We start from the raw sequence: 23,214 nt of genomic DNA on the forward strand, positions 1-23,214 counted from the left end.
AAGAAATGAACATTTCTTCACTTTGACAGCCAATTCTGTTTTATGTGAAAAAATGTTCATTTTTAAAAATTGAATTATAAAATTTATTCAGCGTCCGCTGTATGCTCTTCCAGCTCCAGTCCAAGCTCTTCCAGCTGCTTCGGATCGACTCTCTCCGGTGCTTCTGTCATCAGGTCAGATGCATCTTTTACCTTCGGGAACGCGATCACGTCACGGATGCTGTCCTGTTTTGCCATCAGCATAACCAGACGGTCAAGACCGTAAGCAAGTCCTGCGTGTGGCGGCACACCATATTTGAATGCATTCAGAAGGAATCCGAACTGTTCCTGTGCCTGTTCTGGTGTAAATCCAAGTACTTCAAACATCTTGCTCTGGATCTCCTGGTTGAAGATACGGACACTTCCGCCTCCGATCTCGTTACCATTCAGAACGATGTCGTATGCTTTTGCACGAACTCTTCCCGGGTCGCTGTCAATGTACTGAAGGTCTTCTTCCATCGGCATGGTAAACGGATGATGCATTGCTGTGAAACGGTTCTGTTCATCACTCCACTCAAGAAGTGGGAATTCTGTGATCCACAGGAATTTGTATTCATTCTTGTCAAGAAGTTCCATCTGACGGGCCAGTTCCAGTCTGAGTGCGCCAAGAACATCCCATACAACTTTATTCTTATCTGCCGCAAAGAGAAGAAGATCCCCGTTCTCTCCATCCATCGCTTTAATCAGTGCTGCTGCCTCTTCTTCTGTCATGAATTTTGAGAAAGAAGATTTGACAGTTCCGTCTTCATGGATTGCAATATAGGCAAGTCCTTTTGCTCCATAACCTTTTGCAAAATCAACCAGCTTGTCGATCTTCTTTCTGGCCATGCCGCCCTGCCCTTTTGCGTTGATGCCACGGACAGTTCCACCTGCTTCAATCGCATTCTTAAATACAACAAATTCGCTGTCTTTGACAGTCTCTGTCACATTGACCAGCTCCATGCCGAAACGGATATCCGGTTTATCAGAACCGAATCTGTCCATTGCTTCCTGCCAGGTCATTCTCTGGATTGGGAGCTGTACATCGATATCCAGTACTTCTTTGAACAGATGTGCAAGCAGTCTCTCATTGATATCAATGACATCATCAACATCTACAAAGGAAAGTTCCATATCCATCTGTGTAAATTCCGGCTGACGGTCTGCACGAAGGTCTTCATCACGGAAACATTTTACGATCTGGAAATATCGGTCATATCCGGAGCACATCAGCAGCTGTTTGAAGATCTGCGGTGACTGCGGAAGTGCATAGAAGCTTCCCGGATGAATACGGCTCGGTACCAGGTAATCTCTTGCACCTTCCGGTGTACTCTTGATCAGGAACGGTGTCTCGATCTCAAGGAATCCTTCTTTTGCCATGAACTGACGTGCGAGGGTAGCCACACGGCTTCTCATCATCAGGTTTCTCTGGATGTCCGGTCTTCTAAGATCGAGGAAACGGTATTTCAGACGTACTTCCTCTTTTGTCTTGGAATTCTCTTCGATTGGGAACGGAGGTGTCTCAGATTCAGATAAAATTCTGAGTTCTTCCGGTTTGATCTCAATCGCACCTGTTGCAAGATTTTCATTAACTGCACCGGAACGTTTTTCAACAGTTCCCACGATTGCTACAACAAACTCACTTCTAAGCTTTGCTGCCTTCTCAAGAAGCGCTTTATCTGTACTTCCCTCTTCAAAAACAACCTGGATCAGTCCGGAACGGTCACGTACATCTACAAAAACCAGTCCACCTTTATTTCTGTTCTTCTGTACCCATCCCATGATGGTTACTTTTTCACCGATGTTTGCCTCTGAAAGCTCTGCACACCGATGTGTTCTTTTCAGTCCTGTCATTGACTCTGCCATTCTAATTTATCCTCCTGCGTTTCTCTTTCCTTATAAATCCATAACGGAATCTTTGTAGCAGTCTGTGATATCTTCATATCCTTCTGCGATCAACTGATCCTTCTGGAATTTCTTGTTCTTCTTCATATTGACCACCAGAACCTGTTTCCCGGCTGCGCGGTCAGCTTTTGCCATCTCAAGTACTTTGAGGATGCCTTCCTTGTGCATATTCTTTTCAAGAAGATATGCTTTTTTCTGGCGCTTGGAAGGAATCTCATATCCATTTTCCAGAAGCAGCATGACAATACGCTCAAATCCGATTGAGAATCCACATGCCGGTGTGTCCTGCCCTGTGAATTTACCGATCATCTTATCGTAACGTCCGCCACCCGCAACTGAGCCACCGAATTCATCCATTGTTACTTCAAAAATGGTTCCTGTATAGTAAGACTGTCCACGTACCAGCGTCGGATCAAATTTCACTTTGAATTCTGCCTCTTTTGCACTTTCTACGCTGGAGATGATCGTTTCCATGCTGTCGGCTGTCTTTTCGTCAAGGAATCCTGCCAGCTTTTCCTTGCAGAAACGGATTCCGTCAACATCCGGGCTGATCTCATCAAAGAGTCCAAGATAAGTATCTACATTTTCTTTTGTATAACCCATCTCAACCAGTTCTTCGCCTACGCCTTCTTTGCCGATCTTATCCATCTTATCAAGGATGATAAATACTTCATCGAAATCTTCTTCCTTAAATCCACTAAATGCAGCCATCGCCTTTAAGATATTACGGTCATTGATACATACCGTAAAATTGTGGAAATCCATCTTTCCAAGCATGGTCGTAGTTGCAAGGATCAGTTCGATCTCTGCAAGATTACCCGGCTCACCTAAAATATCGATATCGCACTGCATGAACTGACGGAAACGTCCTCTCTGCGGACGGTCTGCTCTCCATACATTGCCAATCTGAAGTGCCTTAAACGGTGACGGCAGTTCATTTGCATGATTTGCATAGTATCTTGCAAGCGGAACTGTCAGGTCATAACGAAGTCCTCCGTCTACCAGATCTATCTCTTCTTTTGCCTCAGCAATTTTCAGCTTTTCCCCTCTCTTCAGAATCTTGAAGATCAGTTTTTCATTGTCGCCACCCTGTTTGCTGCACAGGTTCTCAATGTGTTCCACACACGGTGTCTCTATGGAAGTAAATCCAAATGTCTTATAGGTATCCTTGATCATCTGGATCACATAGTCTCTGATTTCCATTTCTTTCGGGAGCATGTCTTTCATGCCGGTAACCGGTTTTTTCTTTAATGCCATAACCATTCTCCTTTTCGCTCTATCATCTCATCGATACGGGAAATATATTCTCCCACATCTCTGACATTTTCTATTCTTATCAGATTCGTCATCCGCCCGTTTTTACTTCCGGGCGCCGGAATCTCATACGGAAGCACCACCTTAGTCGATGCGCCTGCACCGGCAGCAACGATGGACTGCTTTTCCTCCATAATCAGTATATTGTAAATTCCCGCTTTGTCAACCTTTGCGTAACCTACATTTTCAAAATTTCCTGCAATATTCTTCTGTCTGTAGAGATAATACGGATAAAGTCCCATCTCACCGGCCGCCTTACGTGCCATATCGATCATCTCTTCCAGCTCTCTTGCCATCTGTTTGTAATTTTGTTTTTCTGTGCTTGCAGCCCGTTCGCGTGTCAGTCTCGAACCATGTTTCATTGCAAGTGCATGGACCGTCAAACTATCCGGTGCAAGCTCTTTGATCTGACGAAGAGTATCTTCCATCTCCTCCGGATGTTCTCCCGGAAGACCTGCGATCAGATCCATATTGATATTGTCAAATCCCAGTTCTCTTGCCAGATGGAAAATGCGGACTACATCTTCCACTGTGTGACGTCTTCCAATCACATCCAGTGTCTTCTGCTGCATGGTCTGCGGATTGATGGAGATTCTGCCAACTCCATACTTCCGGATCACTCGCAGCTTGTCCTCAGTAATGCTGTCCGGTCTTCCGGCTTCGATCGTATATTCTTTCAGATGTTCAAAAGAAAAATGTTCTTCCAGAAAACTCAAAACCCGGTCCATCTGCTGTGCACTCAAGGTTGTCGGCGTACCGCCTCCCATATAAATCGCATTAAGATGCTTTTCTTTTGAAACCTCCGCAATAAATGCAAGCTCTTTTAAAAGTGCATCTACATATTCATCCATCCGATTCTGCCATTTTGCAACCGGATAAGAAGTAAAGGAGCAGTAACTGCAGGTTGTCGGGCAGAACGGAATTCCGATATAAAGACTGTATCCATTTTCATAATCCAGCTTGTCAAGCTGGGCTTTTTCCCGCTTTGCAATCTCGATACCAAGCATTGCTTTTTTCTCGCTTACCACATAGGTATCATGCATATACCGGATGATTTCTTCCTCAGAAGAACCTTCTTCCAGTCTTTCCATGATCATCTTTGTGGGGCGGACACCTGTCATATTCCCCCATGCATGTTCTTCTCCGGTCTTTTTGACCAGGGTCTGATATAATTTTTTATTGATATAACGCTTTTGTTCTCTTTTTTCGCTGATGTCTGCGATTTCAGCCTCCCTGCAATGAAAAAAGGTCCACCGGACCTTTTTATCACATGCCTGCTCTTCCAGATCTGGTTCCTCTTCTGCGGTCATCTCGATCAGAAGTTCCTGTTCTGGATCTACCTTCTGGCTGATCTCGGCATCAGGAAGAAATGACTTTACGATATGATACATGTCGTAGGTGAAACGTTCATTCTTACAGCTGATCCGAATCATTTCTCTGCTCCTCTATACATACGGGTTGTTCACTTTTTCGTTGCCAATCGTTGTTGCGCCCATATGTCCCGGGAATACCTTTGTTTCATCCGGAAGCAGGAACAGCTTTTCCTTAATCGAACGAATCAGTGCAGAAGTGCTGCTGGTTGCAAAATCACTTCTTCCGACTGAACAACAGAACAATGTATCTCCACTGAAAAGTACTCCCTCTTTTTCTACATAGTAGCATACGCCGCCCTGGGTATGTCCCGGTGTATGGATCACCCGGAAATCTTCTCCGATCAGATGAAGCACATCTCCATCATGGATCACGTCTCCACCCGGGTAGCTGTAGCCATTTGTATATACCGTTGACTCATTCATAGACGGTGTGTGAAGAAGCTCCAGATCAGATTCTTCTACGTAAACCGGCATTTCTCCATACCGGTCGATCACTTTATCGATTCCCATGATATGATCAAAATGCGCATGAGTCAGAAGAATTGCCTTAATTACAAGCTCTTCCTCTTCGATATAACCGATCATCGCTTTTGACAGGTTTGCCGGATCAACGATCACGGTCTCTTTTGTTTCTTCATTAGTAACAATGTAACAATTGGTACTGATAATTCCTGTTACAAATTTTTCGATTTTCATTTCTTTTTACCCCACTGCTCGTTCTATATCCAGCACACCGACAATCTGCCGGAGCTTTCCGATCACTTTTCCAAGCTCCTCTCTTCCCCGGACAATAAATCCGGCTTCGATTGTTGCCGTTCCCTGTTTGCTGGTTCTTACATTCATAGACTTCACATCAATATTCATCTCCGTGAACACCTTGGACATATCCATCAAAAGTCCCTGCCTATCATTTGCATACATCTTGATCTCAGCCAGATAGCTTCCGGTGTCTGTACCTTCCTCCGGTTTTTCCCATTCTGCCGGGATCAGACGCGCTCTTTCCGTTTCTGACAGATGAATGATATTGACACAGTCCGTCCGATGGATCGACATTCCACGCCCACGGGTGATAAAACCAACGATCTCATCTCCCGGCACCGGATTGCAGCATCTGGAAAAGCGCACTGCCATATCGTCGATTCCCTTGACCACGATACCACTCTTGGATCGGGTGATATGCACCTTGTTCTTTGCCGCTTCCGCAACCTTTTCCAGAACACTTTCGTCAGTCAGTTCTTTTCGGTGATCCTTACTGTATTCTTCCGCAAGACGGTTGACGATCTGACCTTCCTTCAATCCGCCATGTCCAAGTGCTGCAAGGATCGAATCCCAGTCCTTAAAGCCGTACTTTTCCTGCACGATCTGCATATATTTCGGTTTCATCAGATCCGAGAGTACAAATCCTTTTGCCTTACAGTATGCGGCGAGCATTTCCTTACCACGTACAATATTTTCTTCTTTGAATTCTTTCTTAAACCACTGGTTGATCTTGTTCTTCGCCTGGGTACTCTTGACGATACTCAGCCAGTCACGGCTCGGTCCTTTGGAGTTCTGCGAAGTCAGGATCTCGATTCGGTCCCCGTTCTGGATCTTGTAATCGATATTGACCAGCTTGCCATTGACTCTGGCACCTACCATCTTGTTGCCGACCGCAGTATGGATCGCATAGGCAAAGTCAACCGGCGTAGAACCGTTCGGCAGGTTCTTGACATCTCCGTTCGGTGTAAAGCAGTATACATCCTCTGCAAATAGATCCAGGTCTCCTTTCAGAAGATTCAGAAATTCCCGGTTGTCTGACATGTCTCGCTGCCATTCCAGGATCTGACGAAGCCAGCTCAGTTTCTCTTCTTCCTTCGCTTCAACGCTCTTCTTTCCATCTTCAGACTCTTTATATTTCCAGTGTGCCGCAATACCGTATTCAGCAGTTTTATGCATCTCTTTTGTACGGATCTGGATCTCAAACGGCTGACCGATCGAACTCATCAGAGTCGTATGCAGAGACTGGTACATATTTGCCTTCGGCATTGCGATATAATCTTTAAAACGTCCCGGTACCGGTGTATACATCTCATGGATAACTCCAAGCGCCGCATAACAGTCTTTTACAGAATCTACGATAATACGGACTGCAAACAGATCATAGATCTGATCCACCGTCTTATCCTGGTTCACCATCTTCTTATAAATGCTGAAGAAATGCTTCACACGTCCGTTCACTTCTGCATCAATGTTCGCATTCTTCATATGCGTGGAAACCTCATCCACAATCTGCTGGACAAATTCTTCCCTTTCCGTTTTTCTTGCATTGATCTGCTTTACCAGATCGTTAAAAACCTCCGGCTGGGAATATTTGAGTGCCAGATCATCAAGCTCTGTCTTGATCTTGGAAATACCAAGCCGTTGTGCGATCGGAGCATAGATATCCATGGTTTCTTTTGCTTTTTCCAACTGCTTCTCCGGTCGCATATACTGCAGGGTACGCATATTGTGCAGACGGTCGGCAAGCTTGATGATGATAACACGGATATCTTTTGCCATCGCAAGGAACATCTTACGAAGATTCTCAGCCTGGACCTCCAACTTATCCGCTGAATAGGAAAGCTGTCCCAGCTTTGTGACACCGTCTACCAGAAGAGCCACCTCATCTCCGAATTCCTGACGGATTTCTTCGTCCGTCATCACCGTGTCTTCTACCACATCATGAAGGATGCCGGCAACGATCGTCTCTTTGTCCATCTCCAGTTGTGCCAGAATGATTCCTACCCACAGAGGATGGATAATATACTCTTCTCCGGATTTCCGTGTCTGCCCTTTATGCGCATCTCTTGCAATATGATATGCTTTTTCGATCATAGAGACGTCCGCCGAAGGATGGTACTTTCTGACTCGCTCGATCAGACTTTTATAGAGCAGTTCCGGATTCTGATAATCTTCCACATCCTTTACCGCATGACCATCTACGATCTCCAGTTTTTTATGTGTTGGTTCGATCAGCATCTCCTGCTGGATTCCGATATCGTCTGCCATAGCCTTCCCTTCTTTCTCATTAGTTTCCCGGATACTGGATTACGGAATCTACTTTGTATCCTTTCAGTTTTTCCCGTCCTTTTAATCCCATCAGTTCGATCAGGCAGAGAACTTCTACAACCTCACCGCCAAGTCCTTCGATCAGTTTGATCATTGCTTCTGCCGTACCGCCTGTTGCCATCAGGTCATCTACGATCACAACCTTGTCTCCCGGTTTGATCGAACGCTTGTGGATCTCGATCTCTGCACTTCCATATTCCAGATCATACTTGATCGATGCTGTCTCGCAAGGAAGCTTTCCTTTTTTACGGATCGGCACAAATGCTTTTTGCAGATTATATGCAATCGGCATTCCAAAAATAAATCCTCTGGACTCCGGTCCGATCACGATGTTGAAATCCATGCCTTCAAGCTTATCCTGCAGTTCCCGAATGGAAAGCTGAAGCCCTTCCGGATCTTCAAGAATGCTGGTTACATCTCTGAAAATAATTCCTTTTTCCGGATAATCCGGAATGCTGACAACATATTCTTCAAGTTTTTTCATCTTTCTTCTCCACCTTACCTACAAATATATGCAATATTTATTAGTATAGCATAAAATTGCTGTTTTTCAAATTATTTATAATTTTGGATCACAATCTGTGGCGTACGGACTCCCTGATACTCATTGATATCAGGATAATAGGTAAATGCCATAACAATTCCATGCCCATGTCCGTGCAGTAGACACTCACAGGCAATATCTCCAAATTTTTCACGCACATATTCCACAAAGGTATTCACATCTCCAAAATACATGGCATCCATCCTTGTACCGTGAAGATCCTTCACCTGCAACTTCAGCACATTTTTATTCTTGCCAAGGATTCTCGCACTTTCCACCTGTACCTGTCTTTCTGCAAAGACCGGACGTGCATTTCCTTTGCCAAATGGTTCCAGAACCGCAAGCTCTCCGATAAATTTTTCATTGACACATTCAAACGGGAGCTGCATATCTATGGCAATCTTTTCATTCAGATCCTCTGGTGTGATCCCGGATTTTTCGTTAATCTCCTTACGGAACTGTTCCAGATTCTCCTCCGGCATGGAGAGACCTGCCGCCATCTTATGCCCGCCAAATTTTGACAACAGATGCTTTACCCGGTTCAGTCCTTCATACATGTGCCAGGTCTCGATCGATCTTCCTGAGCCCTTTAAACCTTCCGCGCCCTTCGTCAGCACAAAGACCGGACGGTAATATTTTTCCCGGATCCTTCCTGCCACAATCCCGGCAAGGCTTTCATGACATTCCGGCAGGTAGACCACCAGCACGTCTGCATCCTTAAGTTCACTGTTCTCCACCTGGATAAACGCCTCTTCTACCGCCTGCGCCGTCATATCCTTCCGGCTGTCATTGAGTGCTTTCAGATCACCTGCCAGCAGATCCGCCTCCGCCACTTTCTTTGCCTCCAGAAGCTCCAGGGCACGCTTTGCTGTATCCAGTCTTCCACTGGCATTCATACACGGGCCGATCACAAATCCAATGTGATACGGAGACAGCTTATCTACATTCACACCAGTACATTCCATCAGCGCCTTCAGTCCCAGATTCTCCGTCCGTTTCAGCATATCCAGTCCCTGTTTAACAAAAATACGGTTTTCGTCCACCAGATCCATAACATCACCGATCGTTGCGATTGCCACATTTTCCATCAGATAATCTGCATCTTCCGCATCTTTTCCCATGGCTTCCATCAGAGCCTCCACCAGCTTGTAAGCAACCGCAGCCCCGCACAGCCCTTTGAACGGATAAGTACAGTCCTCCTGCTTCGGATCCACAACCGCATCTGCCTCCGGCAGAATATATCTTCGTCCCGCACCAATTTCCGTATACGGGACCTCATGATGATCCGTCACCACAATCGTCATTCCCATACTTTTTGCATAGGCGATCTCCTCTGCCGCCGCAATCCCGTTATCACAGGTAATGATCGTATCCACGTCGGCCTCCAGCGCCCGGTCGATCAGGTTCCGGTTCAGACCATACCCGTCCCTCATACGATCCGGAATGTCACTGTCCACATCAGCTCCGAGCATCCGGAATCCCTCCAGAAGAATATAGGTCGACTGGATTCCATCAATATCATAGTCTCCGATGATCCTGATTTTTGCATTTTCTTTTATCTTTTCTCCAAGAACCGCTACTGCCTTGTCCATATCCTTCATCAGCATTCCATCGTACAGATCGGCGATCGTACCGTTTAAATATTTCTCGATCGCATCATCCCCGATCACATCCCGGTTTCTTATCAGGGAAGCCACTCGCGGACTGATATGGAATTTCTCACTGATATGCTGAAAATCCGCTCCTTTTCTCAGAAGTACCCAGTTCTCCATTTTCTCTTTTCCTTTCTTTGGTAGTCAGATAATACAAAGATGCCGGAGGATTCTCCTCCGACACCTCATTTTCTGTCAGTTATTTCTTTTTCGCTGCTTTTTTGCCGCCGATTTTTGTTTTCATTACATACCATAATGCACCGGTGATACATACAGATGAATATCCGCCACCTGCAATACCAACCATAAGAGGTGCTGCAAATTCTTTAATAGAGCTTACACCCATGATATAAAGAACCGCTACCATGACAAATGTAGTAAATGTTGTGTAAATACTTCTTGTCAGTGTATAAGTGATACTTCTGTTTACAAGCGCTTTCAGATCATCGTTTCTCTTCATGACCCGAAGCTCTTCACGGATACGGTCGAAAATAACGATCGTCGCATTGATAGAATATCCAAGGATTGTCAGCATACATGCGATAAATGTATTACCGACAGATGTTCTTGCAAGTGCATAGAATGTAAGCACAAATAACAAATCGTGTAAAAGAGCAAGAACCGCACTTGATGCGAAACGTACATCTTTGAACCGGAACCAGATATAGATCAGCATACAGATCGCTGAAATGATAACTGCAATGATCGCATCCTGTCTCATCTCGGAGCTTACCGTAGAACTGATATTTTCTGCTGTAATTGTCGATGTGTCTACACCAAATTTATCAGCAAGCGCATTGTTAAGTGCTTCTCTTTCGTCAAGATTCAGCGTCTGTGTCTTGATGATGATCTGATTGCTGTCTTTTACTTTCTGTGCCTGTACATTGTGATCTCCGGTCACATCTTCTACAACCGGAACGATCTTTGAATCAATCTCTTTGATCGAGTAATCTTTATCAAATGTTACGGTTGTAGCCGTACCGCCCTTGAATTCCAGGCTGTAGTTCAGCGCACCTTCACCTTTTCCCGACTGGACTCCCATTGTCACAAAACCTGCTGCGATCACAGCAATTGATATTGCAAAGAAAATGGCTTTCTTTCCGAGGAAGTCGATAATTTTTCTTTCTTTTTTGAATTTTTTCGCATAAAATTTCACATCACGAAGACCAATCGCATACAGAGAGAAAATGATGATTCTGGTAATAACAAGTGCCGTAAACATTGACACAACAATACCAAGTGCCAGTGTCTGTGCAAATCCTTTTACAGAACCTGAACCCTTGAACCAGAGAATAGCTGCAGCGATCAGAGTTGTTACGTTACCGTCAACGATCGCAGACAGTGCTTTGTGGAAACCATTCTTCAGGGAAGTCTTAACACTGATACCTGTTGTCACTTCTTCACGCACACGGGCGAAAATGATAACGTTGGCATCGACTGCCATACCGATTCCAAGAATGATACCTGCAATTCCCGGAAGGGTAAGCGTGATATTAAATGCATTTAAAAGCACCAGGATCAGTCCTGTGTAGATCAGAAGTGCAAGACCTGCTGCAAGTCCCGGAATCAGATATACGAAGCACATAAATACGAAGATGATGGCAAGTCCGATGGCACCAGCCATTAAGCTTGTGCTGATTGCTTCTTCTCCGAGCTGTGCAGCTACTACATTAGAGCGAAGTTCTTCCAGTTCCAGAGAAAGTCCACCGATTCGGATGGTAGCTGCAAGATTGTCTGCTTCTTCATAGCTTGACATCCCTGTGATAACGGCTTCTCCGCCTTCGATCGCCTGATTAACTCTTGGTGAACTGATTGTCTGTCCATCATAAATAATGGAAATCTGTTTTCCTACATTTGCTGCTGTTGCTTCTGCAAATTTGGTTGTTCCTTCTTTGGTAAGCTGCAGAGCTACGACATATTCTTTGTTCTTAGTCGTAGAGTTCTCCTGTGTCTGAGCCTCTGCATTTTTAACATCTGTTCCTTCAAGAACGGTATTGCCATCTGCATCCTGAAATACCAGTGATCCTGGTTTGCCAAGTTCTTCCAGAACTTTATTAGCATCGGATACACCCGGGATCTCGATGTTGATCCGGTCATCCCCTTCCTGATATACACTTGCTTCTGTACTGTACTGCTCTACACGCTTCTGCAGCTTGTAGATCGTATCCTTCATATCTTCTGCTGAAGGATTCTTGTCTTTTGTCTGATAGGTAATGCTGACACCACCGGCAAGGTCAAGACCAAGATTGATATTTCTTGCGGAACCTGTGTGGGAGGAACCAAATCCCTGCCAGCAGGTAAATCCAAGAAGTCCTAAAAGTGCAGCAATCAGAACAAGGCTTACTATTCCTTTACTCTTCTTCATGTCCAAGTCCCTTTCTTAGTTTTCGTCTGCCATTGCAGCCTTTATCATAATCGCGCATTCCACGCGCTTACGTTCCATCTCACATCCCAGATCATAAGAATCATTTAATCCGTCTGCATACTTGTATGCGTTTGCCATACATCCACCACTGCAGTAGAATCTTGCAAAACATTTCTTACATTTTTCTTTTGTATATACGTTGCAGCAACGGAACTCATCTGCGATCTCCGGTCTTGTAATCCCTTCGTTTACATTTCCCATCAGGAAATCTTCATCACCTACAAACTGGTGACACGGATAGAAATCTCCCCATGGCGTAACAGCAAGGTATTCGGTTCCCGAACCACATCCGGACAGACGTTTGTACAGACACGGTCCTCCTTCCAGGTCGATCATAAAGTGGAAGAAATTGAATCCTTCTCCCTTTTTATCTTTCTCGATGATATATCTTGCAAGCTTGTCATACTCATCAAAGATCTGTGGAAGATCTTCTTCGCGGATTGCATACGGATCAGATTCATCCCCGACAACCGGTTCGATCGACATCTGCTTGAAGCCAAGCTCTGCAAAGTGCTTCACATCCTCTGAAAAATCCAGATTGTTTCTGGTAAATGTTCCGCGGATATAGTAGCGTTCCTGATTACGTGAATCTGCAAGCTTCTGGAACTTCGGAACGATCAAATCATAGCTTCCTTTTCCGTTTCTGAAAGGACGCATTCTGTCATTAACTTCCTTACGTCCGTCAAGACTGATGACTACATTGTCCATTTCTTTATTGATAAACTCCTGGATGTCATCATTCAGAAGTACACCATTCGTAGTTACAGTAAAACGGAAATGCTTGTCATGAAGCTTCTCCTGTTCTCTTCCGTATGCGACCAGGTCTTTGACAACCTGCCAGTTCATCAGCGGCTCCCCGCCAAAGAAATCAACTTCCAGATTCCTTCTTGTTCCGGAATTGGCGATCAGGAAATCCAGGGCTTTCTTACCAACTTCATAAGTCATAAGCGCTCTTCTTCCGTGATACTCTCCTTCTTCTGCAAAACAGTATTTGCAGGCAAGATTGCAGTCGTGTGCGATATGCAAACAAAGTGCTTTCACAACTGTCTTACGCTTGATAACCTCCCCGATAAAAGGTTCATATGTATCAACAACAAAAAGCTGTCCATTCTCAGTCAGCTCTGTCACGTCATCCAATATATCTCTGAGTTCTTCTTCGGAATATTTCCCTTCCAGCTCATCTTTCAGCTGGTTCCATGTACTTTCTTCTTTCAGCGTCTGCACTGTCTGATTCTCGTTCATACGGTTCAGACATGCAATAACTTCGTACCCCGGCTCGTCCACTACATGAACGCATCCGCTGTTGACATCAAGTACAATATTATATCCATTGTTCTGGTACTGATGAATCACAACCGGTACCCCTTTCTATCCTTATTTTTCAAATTTTTCCTCATACGTCAAATGACAGCGGCTTTAAAGCCGCTGCCTGCTTGTCATACTTATTCACTACACTTACAAATATCTCTTATTTGCTGTGTTCGCAAGTCTGATTTCCTACTGTACAAGAAGTCTTGCATGCTGACTGACAGGATGTCTGGCATTCTCCGCATCCGCCCTTCTTTACTGTATTGTTCAGAGTCTGTGTATTCAATGTTTTAATGTGTTTCATTGTAATATCCTCCTTCTTTGCTCATTATACGATATAGTATAGCACATGTTCCTTGATACCGTCAACGCAAAAATCCAATCTGAAACAAATGGGCAAAATCCAGTTTTTCTTTACAATCCTTACATTCATGCAAGTGCCCGGAGTCATTACTGCTCCTTCCGAAGCTTCTGCTTCCCCCGGATTTAAAAATAAAAGTCCCCATCTCCGCCCCTTCAGGACACCATACCACCGAGCATTCCGCCTGCCCCACAGAGGATCCAGGCGATCATCATCTGCATTCCACCCTGCACGCTCCGGTAGATCCCTGCTGAAATTGCAAGCAGTAGCAGAAAATAGAGCATTCCAAGCATAAATCCCCTCAGGAATTTCCTTGTCTTCCCCATTTTTCCCATGGCAAATCCACCGGCAAATGTGGAAATTATGTAAACCGCAAGGATCCCGATCCGGACTGTTTTCTCGCTTAAGTCAAACTTATACAGCCCAAAGGACAGCCCGAGCAGCATCAGCATCGTAAGAAAGTAAGAAAGCATCAGTGCTTTCACAAGTCTTGTAAAACAGATATTTCCAAACAGCTTTTTTTCCATAAGAACCCCTCCTGTCCTTTTATACTATGAGAGATTCTTATGAAATATTCCTTTACTGTTCCATCTGTCGTCCCAGAAATCCTGCTGCGCAGAGTATCATCTTCTGTTCCAACTCACCGGGTTTTTTCCTGCCATCCTTTGCCAGGATCACGACAGAACCAATCGCATCTCCGGCGCAGATGATCGGACTTACCACCTGCCATTTCAGTTCTGCATTCTGTCCCGACACGATGACCGTGAACTTCCGATCCATAGAGGATGCCAGAAACTGCTCCCTTCTTGCGATCACTTCCGCAAGCTGTCTTGTGATCAGCTGTTCCTGAAATTCTTTCTTCCCCGGTCCTGCTGCTGCAATCACCTGATCTGTATCTGTGATACACACCAGATATCCAAGCGTCTGCGCCAGACTTTCCGCATATTGGTCTGCAAAATTTCCCATTTCCCCAAGCGGTGAGTATTTTTTGAGAATGATTTCTCCTTCCCGGTCGGTGAAAATTTCAAGTGCATCACCCTCACGGATACGTAGCGTGCGCCTGATTTCCTTCGGAACGACAATTCTGCCAAGATCATCGATCCGGCGGACAATTCCTGTAGCTTTCATATTGATTCTATTCCTCCTGTGTTCCACTTGTTTTCCATATTTTATTCGATATGGGTAGTATGTGGAAATACGCAGAATTTTATTACTCCGTATCCCTGAAATCTTTATTTATAATATCTTTCTTCGATCATATCCAGAAAATCCCTGTTTAAATAGTCTTCCATCTTTTTAAATGTTTCTTCGTTGCGGATCAGTCTTCCCGGCTCCTGATATTCTACCCACGCCATTGCACACCATGTAATTCCCCTGAGACACGTGATCGGAATAAAAATGTTCAGACGTTCTTCGATTCCACTCACATCAAATCTGCCATTTACCGCCTGTATATATTTTCTTGTAAAATCAGCCATCTCTTCTTCTGTCAGAATCACATCTGTTTTCCAGAAAGTTGTCGTTGGTGCAAGGAAATGCCCCAGATCCTGAACCGGATCACCATAAAGCGGCTTTTCCCAGTCAACCAGATAATTGTCTTTTCCTGCGCCATTCATCAGGAAATTTCCCGAATTCAGCTCTGTGTTAATACAGCATCTGTATCCACTATAATCCCGGATCTCATTGATCTTCTCCTGTCCCAGCTCCAGAAGACGCCGGATCTGTACTTTTTTCTTTTCTTCTCCCAGATCAGACTCGTAGTATGTCTGCACCATCTGATTACATTCATCCAGAATCGCCTGCAGTGGATTCGATGGCGATATCAGTCCATCCGTTTCTTTTACCGGAACACTGTGGATATCCGCAAGACATTCTGCCGCTTCCATCAGATTCTTCCGATAATCCAGTGCACTCCCTTCCAGAAACTCCATAACCATCACACCATACGGCAGTTCCTTCTTACTTCCATCTACAAAAACCGGCACTGGCGTCCGTCCTGAATCCGCCAGGAGCTCCAATGCATGATATTCGTATTCAATCTGATTTTCCAGATGCATCTGGCTTCCTGTATTGACACGAAGCACCAGTTTCTTTCCGGTCAGTGGGTGTACGAACCAGTAGTTGATATTATATTCGCCCTGTGCCAGTGGCTGATAGGCAATCTGAATTTCCTTCTGCTCTTCTTTCCCGATCCCGATTCCTTCCAGATAATGTTCTGTCTGTACATATTCTTTTAATCCCTGAATTCTTTCCATCTTATTCTCCCAGCCTTCCCCACTTTTTATCTTTTTCACTCATTCTGTATGGCACATCAAGCTCTGGCCATGCAACGTTGATCGTCGGATCGTTCCAGGCAATCCCGCCCTCATCATCCGGATGATAAAAATCCGTACATTTGTAGCAGAATTCTGCCTGGTCGCTCAGCACCAGAAATCCATGCGCAAATCCTTCCGGAATGTAAAACTGCTTTTTATTCTCTTCCGACAGTTCAATTCCATACCATTTTCCATAGGTGGCACTTCCTTTCCGGATATCCACCGCCACATCAAATACGGTTCCCCGGATCACCCGGACTAGCTTTCCCTGCGGATATTTCTTCTGAAAATGAAGTCCTCTCAGCACTGCTTTTCCAGAACCGGACTGATTATCCTGTACGAACTTCATCGTAAGTCCGGCTTCCTCCATATCCTTCTGATTATAAGTTTCCATAAAATATCCACGCTGATCACCATGCACCGACGGTTCGATCACGCAGAGTCCTTCGATTCCACCTGCATTTTTTTCTACCTTTATCTGTCCCATTTTCCTTTTATCCTTTTCTCTCTGCAAGAACTTCCTGCAAATATCTCTCCAGCGCATTCTTCCAGACCGGCAGTGGCTGAAATCCTTCTTCACAGATCCTTTTTCTGTCAAGTCTGCTGTTAAACGGTCTTGCTGCTTTTGAAATTCCGTATTCTGCTGTCGTAACCGGAATCACTTTTACATCTGCATATTCTTTTTCACCAAGCTTCACAGCCTGTGCGAAGATTTCTTTTGCAAAATCATACCAGCTGACATATTCTCCTTCATTAGTCACATGATAGATCCCATATCGCTTTGTCATCGACAGATTTGCAAGAAATTTTGCAAGATCTGCTGTGTAAGTCGGCGTTCCAATCTGATCACATACCACTCGAAGTTCTTTCCGTCTTTTCCCCTGCTCCAGCATGGTCTTCACGAAATTATTCCCGTTTTTCCCGAATACCCAAGCGATCCGCACAATAAAATACTCTTTCAGTTCTGCTTTCACTGCCTGTTCACCCTGTAATTTCGTTTCACCGTATCGGTTCAGCGGCGAAAACTCCTCACAATCCGATTCCCACGGTCTGCTCCCCTGTCCACCAAACACATAGTCTGTACTGATATAAACCATTTTAGCATGAATTTTCTGGCAGGCGGATGCAAGATTTGCTGTGCCCTTTCCATTAACTTCCCTTACTTTTTCATAGTTTTCCGGCTCTTCTGCCGCATCCACCGCCGTCCACGCCGCACAGTGGATCACAATATCCGGTCTAAGCTTTTTCATTACTGCCTCGACTTCGTTTCTGTCTGTGATATCCATCTTCACATAACGACCTGCTGTTTTTCTCTTTTTGCTGCCGCTTCCCGTCACTTCATATCCCCGGTTTTCCAGTTCACGTACAACATCCTTTCCAAGCTGCCCGGCAGCACCCGTCACCAAAAACTTTAGCATTTTATTTTCATTTCCTTTTCTACGATCGGTCTCCACCACTCCTGATGATTCAGATACCAGTTGATTGTTTTCTTAATTCCTTCTGCAAAAGAAGTTTCCGGAAGCCAGCCAAGCTCTCTGTGGATTTTTGACGGATCGATTGCATATCTTCTGTCATGCCCTTTTCGATCCTCCACATAAGTAATCAGCTCTTCCGGCTTTCCAAGCTCCCTGCAGATCAGCTTCACAATATCAATATTCTTCATCTCGTTATGCCCGCCGACATTGTAAATTTCCCCTTCTTTTCCGTGACGCAGGATCAGATCGATCGCCCGGCAGTGATCCTTTACATAAAGCCAGTCACGGACATTTTTCCCATCACCATAGACCGGAAGCGGCCGGTCATGAAGCGCTTCGACGATCATCAGCGGAATCAGCTTTTCCGGCAGATGATATGGTCCATAGTTGTTGGAACAACGGCTGATTGTAACCGGAAGTCCATACGTTCTGTGATAGGACTGTACCAGAAGATCTGCCGCTGCCTTGGATGCACTGTACGGACTACTCGTATGGATCGGTGTCTCTTCTGTAAAAAACAGATCCGACCGTTCAAGCGGAAGATCCCCATACACCTCATCCGTAGAAACCTGATGATAACGCCAGATTCCATATTTCCGGCACGCATCCATCAACACTGCCGTTCCCTTTATATTGGTATCCAGAAAGACTTCCGGATTTTCAATCGACCGGTCCACATGACTTTCCGCTGCAAAGTTAACTACTATATCCGGGTGTTCTTCCTCAAACAGCCGGTATACAGTCACCCGATCCGTCACAGATGCTTTCACAAAGCGGAACGCTGGATTTTTCATTGCTACTTCCAGGGTTGACATATGCCCTGCATAAGTCAGTGCATCCAGACAGATGATTTGATCCTCCGAATGCTTTTCCATCATATAATAAATAAAGTTGCTGCCAATAAATCCGGCGCCGCCGGTAACAATGATTTTCATAAACTCTCTCCCCTGTCTAAAACAGATTCTCTCTGAACTTTCCTTCTGCTATGTCATGCAAATATTGTCCATACTGATTCTGTCTGTATTTTTCACAGACTTCCAGTAGTGCGTTTCTGGAAATCCAGCCATTCAGATAGGCAATTTCTTCCAGACATCCAATTTTCCGGTGCTGATGAGTCTCTACCGTCTTCACAAAATTGGTCGCATCTGTCAGACTCTCATGGGTGCCCGCATCCAGCCAGGTAAAGCCCTGACCCAGAAGCTCTACCCGAAGTCTTCCCTGTTCCAGATAGATCCGGTTAAGATCCGTGATCTCCAGCTCCCCGCGTCTGCTTGGTTTTAACTGTCCTGCATAATCGCTCACCCGGTTATCATAAAAATACAGGCCTGTCACACAATAATTACTTTTCGGATGTTCGGGTTTTTCCTCAATGGAAACCGCCTTGCCCTTTTCATCAAATTCCACGATACCAAACCGTTCCGGATCATCCACATAATATCCAAATATGGTTGCACCGTCTCCTCTCTCCGCTGCTTTTACCGCTTCTAAAAGACGTTTCTTAAGCCCATGCCCGGCAAACAGATTATCCCCCAGGATCATTGCCGCCGCATCATTGCCAATAAATTCTTTTCCTATTATAAATGCCTGCGCAAGACCTTCCGGTCTTTCCTGCACCGCATAGGTTAATTCGATGCCGAACTGATGCCCGTCCCCGAAAAGTTCTTCAAATCTCGGTGTATCCTGTGGTGTACTGATGATCAGGATCTCCCGAATTCCTGCACTCATAAGAACTGACAACGGATAGTAGATCATCGGCTTGTCATACACAGGTAAAAGCTGCTTGGATGTCACCATCGTAAGTGGATAGAGCCGGGTTCCTGATCCGCCTGCCAAAATAATTCCTTTCATTTTCATATCCCCGTTTTTCATTTTTATCTTTTTATTCTACCACGAAACAGCAGTTAGTTTAATAAAATCTCTCAATTATACCTATAGATTTTATCTATTTCATTTTTATATATAGATTAAAACAATTATGAAATTTTTGTGAAAACTGTTACAATGTAATCGTAACCTAATTTTGAGAGTAAGGAGGAAAAATGAAAAGAAAATTATTACCAGTATTTCTGTCTTTCGCATTGCTCGCGAACGGTTCTATGACAGCTTTTGCAGCTGATTCAAGTGTTGATACCGTTACAGAAAGCGATGCACAGACTACTGTTTCTGAAGATCAGGGGAATCCAGAAGAAACTACTCAGGAAGAAGTTTCTGAAGACGAAACAGTTCCAGCTGATGAATCTGATGCTATCACAGATTTCGAAACTGCATATAAAGCATATACTTTTGGTGCAAATGTAAGCGGCCCAGATGCTATTTCAGCCGATAAAAATACCGTTGCTGTTTTAGACGTTCGTTCTTCTGCAAACTATGAGATTTCTCACTTAGAGGGTTCTTTCTCAACACCTGTATTTAATGAGGGTGGCAGTATCATCCAAACTTCTGAAGATGCTACTGCAAAAGCTTTCACAGAAACTGTAACTAATAACGCAAATTTCCAGAACAAAGAGCTTTACCTTCTTTGCAACAGTGGTGCAAGAGGGGCTCGTGCTGCTGCTGTTTTATTACAACGTGCTGGATATGATACCAGTCGTATTCATACCATTACAGGCGGAGCAACAGGCCTTGAAGTTCGTTACGCATTCCTTGGAACAAACAACACTGTAACCGGTGCTGAAGCCGTAGCTGCTGTTGATTCATCTGATGTAGTGATCATCGATGTACGTACAACAGAAAACTATACAAAGGGACATCTGAAGAATTCTATTTCTCTTCCTGTGTTCTATATTAATGAAAAAGGTGAGCAGGCAATTGCAGAAACTAATAAGGATTCTTATGCCGTTTCTTTCGCTGACTATGTAAAAGCCAACATTTCCACTTTCTCAGGCAAAAAAGTATACGTCCTCTGTAACAGCGGTCAAAGAGGTGCAAGAGCCGCCACTGCATTACTTGCAGACAACGGTGTTGACAAAAACACGATCTATACCATCACCGATGGTGCGAAAGATAAAACTGTAAACGGTGCTTTCGTAACTGTAGATGGTTACAAATTTGTATCCGGAAACGATGCCATTAACGCTGCAAAAGACGGAACTGCATACGTTATCGATGTACGTTCTTCAAAAGCACAGGCTAAAACAGGAATTCTGAAAGGATCTATTTCCCAGTCTCTGTTTGACGCCGACAACAAACTTGACACAGCTGAAGCTGAAGCACTTGAAATAGCCTTCAAGGAAGAAATTCCTTCCAAAATAACAGAAGACAAACCAATCTACATCATCTGCAACAGTGGTGCAAGAGGGGCTCAGAAAGCAACCAAACTTCTTGGAGAACTTGGCTATAACATAAGCACTAAGGAAGATGGAAAAGTATACACCATAACAAACGGTGCAAAAGGCCTGGAACTTCTGTACGCAATGTCTGGAACAGACGGAAATGCCGTAGACGGAAAAACAGCTGTTGCTGCTGTCGGAAAAGACGACGTAGTAATCCTTGACGTCCGTGCGACAGGTAACTATGGAAGTGGACACTTAAAAGGCTCTATGTCAACACCTGTATTCAATGCAAACGGAGTTGCCAAAACTACAGATGACCAGCTTTCCAAAGATTTCACAAAATATGTAACAGACAACAAAGCCACTCTTGAGAAAAAAGAACTCTATCTTCTCTGCAACAGTGGTGCAAGTGGTGCAAGAGCAGCTACTGCTTTATTAAAATCTGCCGGATATGATCTTGCAAAAGTGCATACTATCACTGGTGGTGCAAAAGATGCTGATGTAAAAGCTGCTGCAATCTATGTTTCTGACACTCATGTAATCAATAAAATGGCAGATACAAAGAACTACCTGATTCTTGATGTACGTTCTACAGCTTCTTACACAAAAGGACACTTAAAGGGATCCCTTTCCCTTCCACTTTTTGACAAAGATAACAAACTTCCGGATGATCTCGCAAAAGCATTTACAGAATATGTAACTGCTCACAAAGCAGATTTTGAAGGAAAAACAATTTGCGTTCTTTGCAACAGTGGAGCAAGAGGTGCTGCAAAAGCAACTCAGCTTCTCAAAGAAGCCGGAATCACCAACGTATTCACCATCGAAAACGGTGCAAAAAGTGAAGTGATCCAGAAGCATTTTGTAACAGATCCTGTCGCTGATCCTGATACAAAGAAAGACAACAATGGCAAAGATAACAATAAAAACCAGAATAACGGTAAAACCACTACTGCTGCTACAACAAAGACAGGAGATACCGCTCCTATCACTGCTCTCGCAGTTGCAATGCTCGCTGCTCTTGGCGCAATCATTGCATTCGGTAAGAAAAAAATTGTAAAATAATAATTATTCCCAAAAAGGTTACAAAAGCGGGACGCTGACTAAATTGCCAACGTCCCGCTTTTTCAAATCCATTCATATTCATACGATGTTCAGATCTCGTTGATCTGCTTCTCTTTATTTCTCCAGATCTCCTTCCACACACCATCTGTAGAAAGATTCGTCATAGTTCTCTGAATTTTCAAAGCCACACATTTCCATTACAAGCTGCATATAAGCTGAACGGATTCCTCCGGTACAGTAAGTAATAATATGATCCTCTTTTGAAAGTCCTGCATCTTCAAACATCTTGGTCAGATCTTCATTACTCTTTAATGTACTGTCACTGTTAAATAAATCCGTATAACGGATCTGGATTGCCCCTGGAAGATGTCCCCCATTTGCCTCCCCATACATTGTCTTTCCATTGTATTCTTTATCTGTACGGGTATCCACAATTTTACAGTCGTCATAAATCTCTTTCAGCTCATCCGTATTGATCACATGTGTTTCATCAATCGAATCAATTTCTACCGATACCGGTTTCGGCTCTGCTGCTCCTTTGACAGTCTCAACTCCTGCTGCTTTCAGTGCTTTGATCCCGCCATCTACGATTTTCACATCCTCATAGCCTGCCGCGATCAGCTCCCATGCAATCCTGCCATCTTCTCCCCAGCCTTTCTCCGCATTTGAAAAAAGCACGATTTCCTTATCTTTTGCCAGCCCAAGCTCTCCTAATCTTTCGCTCAGGCGCTTTGTATCAAGAATACATCCCCAGTTTGCATCCCCCGCTTCCCCGTCTTCGCAGGTTGCCAGATACTGCCATGTCGTTGCCACTGCACCTTTTACAGTACCTTTTTTCGCCTCATCTTCACCTCTTGCATCCACTACGATGATATCGTCCAGATTTTCTTTCACATAGTCGGCGGTTACTACATACTTTCCTTCAAATGGTTCACTGCTGTCTGATTCCGAATTCTTTGCACCACATCCTGAAAATGACGAAAGCGCAAGAATTCCTGCAAGAAATAATGCTGTTCTTTTCATAATCTTTTCTCCTCGTCTAATCTTCTTTCTTCTAACTATAACATATCTGCAATCTATTCACTAATTGATTGTCCTTATCCC

General features: G+C 44.3%; 19 protein-coding genes. 1 reads left to right on the forward strand and 18 read right to left on the reverse strand.

What is annotated here, in order from left to right; genetic code table 11:
- Positions 1 to 83: 83 nt before the first annotated feature.
- From aspS to rfbA, 17 genes are all read right to left on the reverse strand, one after another.
- Positions 84 to 1,883, reverse strand: coding sequence for an aspartate--tRNA ligase (gene aspS, locus PGW42_RS02025; protein ID WP_270202778.1), 1,800 nt, complete (start codon positions 1,881 to 1,883; stop codon positions 84 to 86).
- 30 nt (positions 1,884 to 1,913) lie between these two features.
- Positions 1,914 to 3,185 carry a histidine--tRNA ligase gene (hisS, locus tag PGW42_RS02030; protein WP_195250590.1) on the reverse strand — a complete coding sequence of 424 codons (1,272 nt, stop codon included), beginning with the start codon at positions 3,183 to 3,185 and terminating at the stop codon, positions 1,914 to 1,916.
- Positions 3,170 to 4,669, reverse strand: coding sequence for a coproporphyrinogen dehydrogenase HemZ (gene hemZ, locus PGW42_RS02035; protein WP_195501906.1), 1,500 nt, complete (start codon positions 4,667 to 4,669; stop codon positions 3,170 to 3,172). The genes hisS and hemZ overlap by 16 nt, the downstream gene beginning before the upstream one ends.
- Positions 4,670 to 4,681: 12 nt before the next feature.
- A complete protein-coding gene (locus tag PGW42_RS02040; protein ID WP_008369645.1) occupies positions 4,682 to 5,305 on the reverse strand; it encodes an MBL fold metallo-hydrolase in 624 nt (207 codons plus the stop codon).
- A 6-nt stretch (positions 5,306 to 5,311) separates the two neighbouring features.
- Positions 5,312 to 7,636, reverse strand: a complete 2,325-nt coding sequence (locus tag PGW42_RS02045) for a RelA/SpoT family protein (protein WP_181988839.1) — start codon at positions 7,634 to 7,636, stop codon at positions 5,312 to 5,314.
- Between the two features lie 19 nt (positions 7,637 to 7,655).
- Entirely contained in the window at positions 7,656 to 8,180 is a 525-nt protein-coding gene (locus PGW42_RS02050; protein WP_022221132.1) for an adenine phosphoribosyltransferase, read from the reverse strand.
- 71 nt (positions 8,181 to 8,251) lie between these two features.
- Positions 8,252 to 10,012, reverse strand: coding sequence for a single-stranded-DNA-specific exonuclease RecJ (recJ, locus tag PGW42_RS02055; protein WP_270202779.1), 1,761 nt, complete (start codon positions 10,010 to 10,012; stop codon positions 8,252 to 8,254).
- A gap of 79 nt (positions 10,013 to 10,091) precedes the next feature.
- On the reverse strand, positions 10,092 to 12,257 hold the full coding sequence (secD, locus tag PGW42_RS02060; protein ID WP_117823006.1) for a protein translocase subunit SecD: 2,166 nt from the start codon (positions 12,255 to 12,257) through the stop codon (positions 10,092 to 10,094).
- Between the two features lie 15 nt (positions 12,258 to 12,272).
- On the reverse strand, positions 12,273 to 13,670 hold the full coding sequence (gene scfB, locus PGW42_RS02065; RefSeq protein ID WP_117558972.1) for a thioether cross-link-forming SCIFF peptide maturase: 1,398 nt from the start codon (positions 13,668 to 13,670) through the stop codon (positions 12,273 to 12,275).
- 115 nt (positions 13,671 to 13,785) lie between these two features.
- Positions 13,786 to 13,929: a six-cysteine ranthipeptide SCIFF gene (gene scfA, locus PGW42_RS02070; protein WP_008369659.1), complete on the reverse strand. Its 144-nt coding sequence runs from the start codon at positions 13,927 to 13,929 to the stop codon at positions 13,786 to 13,788.
- A gap of 212 nt (positions 13,930 to 14,141) precedes the next feature.
- Entirely contained in the window at positions 14,142 to 14,513 is a 372-nt protein-coding gene (locus tag PGW42_RS02075) for a TIGR04086 family membrane protein (protein ID WP_008369690.1), read from the reverse strand.
- A gap of 52 nt (positions 14,514 to 14,565) precedes the next feature.
- Positions 14,566 to 15,114 carry a stage V sporulation protein T gene (gene spoVT / locus PGW42_RS02080; RefSeq protein ID WP_022220492.1) on the reverse strand — a complete coding sequence of 183 codons (549 nt, stop codon included), beginning with the start codon at positions 15,112 to 15,114 and terminating at the stop codon, positions 14,566 to 14,568.
- A gap of 104 nt (positions 15,115 to 15,218) precedes the next feature.
- Positions 15,219 to 16,241: an aminoglycoside phosphotransferase family protein gene (locus tag PGW42_RS02085; protein ID WP_117823002.1), complete on the reverse strand. Its 1,023-nt coding sequence runs from the start codon at positions 16,239 to 16,241 to the stop codon at positions 15,219 to 15,221.
- Position 16,242: 1 nt separating this feature from the next.
- Complete coding sequence (rfbC, locus tag PGW42_RS02090) at positions 16,243 to 16,788, reverse strand: dTDP-4-dehydrorhamnose 3,5-epimerase (protein WP_044998736.1); 546 nt, start codon at positions 16,786 to 16,788, stop codon at positions 16,243 to 16,245.
- A gap of 7 nt (positions 16,789 to 16,795) precedes the next feature.
- Positions 16,796 to 17,719: a dTDP-4-dehydrorhamnose reductase gene (rfbD, locus tag PGW42_RS02095; protein WP_118199006.1), complete on the reverse strand. Its 924-nt coding sequence runs from the start codon at positions 17,717 to 17,719 to the stop codon at positions 16,796 to 16,798.
- Positions 17,713 to 18,711: a dTDP-glucose 4,6-dehydratase gene (gene rfbB / locus PGW42_RS02100; protein ID WP_270202780.1), complete on the reverse strand. Its 999-nt coding sequence runs from the start codon at positions 18,709 to 18,711 to the stop codon at positions 17,713 to 17,715. Before rfbB ends, rfbD begins: the two co-directional genes overlap by 7 nt.
- A 16-nt stretch (positions 18,712 to 18,727) precedes the next feature.
- Positions 18,728 to 19,624 carry a glucose-1-phosphate thymidylyltransferase RfbA gene (gene rfbA / locus PGW42_RS02105; RefSeq protein ID WP_270202781.1) on the reverse strand — a complete coding sequence of 299 codons (897 nt, stop codon included), beginning with the start codon at positions 19,622 to 19,624 and terminating at the stop codon, positions 18,728 to 18,730.
- Positions 19,625 to 19,815: 191 nt separating this feature from the next.
- On the opposite strand from rfbA, the gene PGW42_RS02110 reads away from it, so the two are divergent.
- On the forward strand, positions 19,816 to 22,110 hold the full coding sequence (locus PGW42_RS02110; protein ID WP_270202782.1) for a rhodanese-like domain-containing protein: 2,295 nt from the start codon (positions 19,816 to 19,818) through the stop codon (positions 22,108 to 22,110).
- A gap of 114 nt (positions 22,111 to 22,224) precedes the next feature.
- Here PGW42_RS02110 and PGW42_RS02115 read toward each other — a convergent pair whose 3' ends face one another.
- Positions 22,225 to 23,133, reverse strand: coding sequence for a sulfurtransferase (locus tag PGW42_RS02115; RefSeq protein WP_270202783.1), 909 nt, complete (start codon positions 23,131 to 23,133; stop codon positions 22,225 to 22,227).
- Positions 23,134 to 23,214 lie beyond the last annotated feature (81 nt).

Source organism: Coprococcus sp. TM115-187 (assembly GCF_027679115.1).
In the GTDB taxonomy this organism is placed as follows: Bacteria; Bacillota; Clostridia; order Lachnospirales; family Lachnospiraceae; genus Allocoprococcus; species Allocoprococcus comes.